Genomic DNA, 1,355 nt, shown 5'->3' on the forward strand with positions numbered 1-1,355 from the left:
CCCTCCCATGGGAACTCCTAGAAGGGGCACAGTCCCCTGTGCCCACATCTTTCTACGGACCGTGAGGACAAGGTCCCCCCAGTCTGCGCCGTCACACCCACTGCAGGACGGTCGCCGTCCTCGCTCACCCCACGGCATCCAGACCGCCACTCGGCTGGTAAGCAGCCGCGCCCCCCCCGGCGCTTCCCTACACGCTGTACGGCTACGAGCATCCTGAGCCCCATGCACCTCCCCGTGCGCCCTCTGCACCTTTGAAGTTCATCGCAACGCCACATCCGCCCAAAGCACGCTGGCCAAAGCATCCGATGGGTTGGACGCTGGGGCTGAGGTTGAGGACGCCGATGCCCTCCGGTTGCGATTCAGGCCGGACGTGCAAACTCGTCCAACGACGCCTACACCCCTCGGATCAAGTATCCGGGCAACTTTTCAACAGACCCGGGATGCGCCCCCACTCCAGCAATGCCCTCCACAAAGCCTTTGAAGATCGTCCTCCTCCTCCCTAGCCCCCCATCCGCAGCAAGGCACCTTGGTCCCTTGGTGGAGCAGTTCCTTCGCCCCCCCGGCACGCCGATCACAGAAGCATGCCGCCCGGCCCCTGGCAGCCTTCAGTTGGCCATTGCTGGCGCACCGCCTCTGCCCCACCACCATGCCTTATCGCGCCGACCGCAACCTCACGCTGGAGATCAAAGCGTTGCTTTTCATCAGCTTCTGGAAGTGCTCCAAAGCGTCTGCCGCTGTAACGTGCGGCCCGGGACCTGGCAGCTGCGTCACATCTGTCGCCCCGGACGGCCAGCGAATCACAACCAACGCATTCCCTCGCGCCCGCTCATACGGCTTGCCCGCCACCCACACTACGTCATTCCAGTCGTCCCACTTCAACTCCATTCGCACCCAACCCGTACTCGTCTTGTAGGCTCTCGTGAACACGACATGCTTTAAGCCCCATTGAAAGCTACTGTCCATGCCCTCCGTCGGCCCTAAATCCGGAAATAAAATGAGCGCATACAGCAGATTCTGCTCCTGTCGCCGACGATCCCTGTCTTGCAGATCATACCCCCGCGCGATTAGAAGCTCACCCTCGATGGGCTCAGTAGAGCTCCCTCTAGCGCCGTAACAGAGCACCTTCCTCGGCTGGCAGCCGGCTGCCGCCACAGCAACCGCAACCAGCGCCGCACATCCTACTGCCAACCTGCTCGGGAAACGTCCACGCATCACCGCTCACCAGCTGAACCGCGCATCCACGCAAACGTCCATGGGCGGCAATAACTTGAGGATTCCAAGGCTCACACCAAAAGGTCCGGGGGTGGTCGCTTGATGATGGAAATAAATCCAGGACGAGTCCACCAACAAAAAGT

This window comes from Limisphaera ngatamarikiensis, from assembly GCF_011044775.1.
Classification (GTDB): domain Bacteria; phylum Verrucomicrobiota; class Verrucomicrobiia; order Limisphaerales; family Limisphaeraceae; genus Limisphaera; species Limisphaera ngatamarikiensis.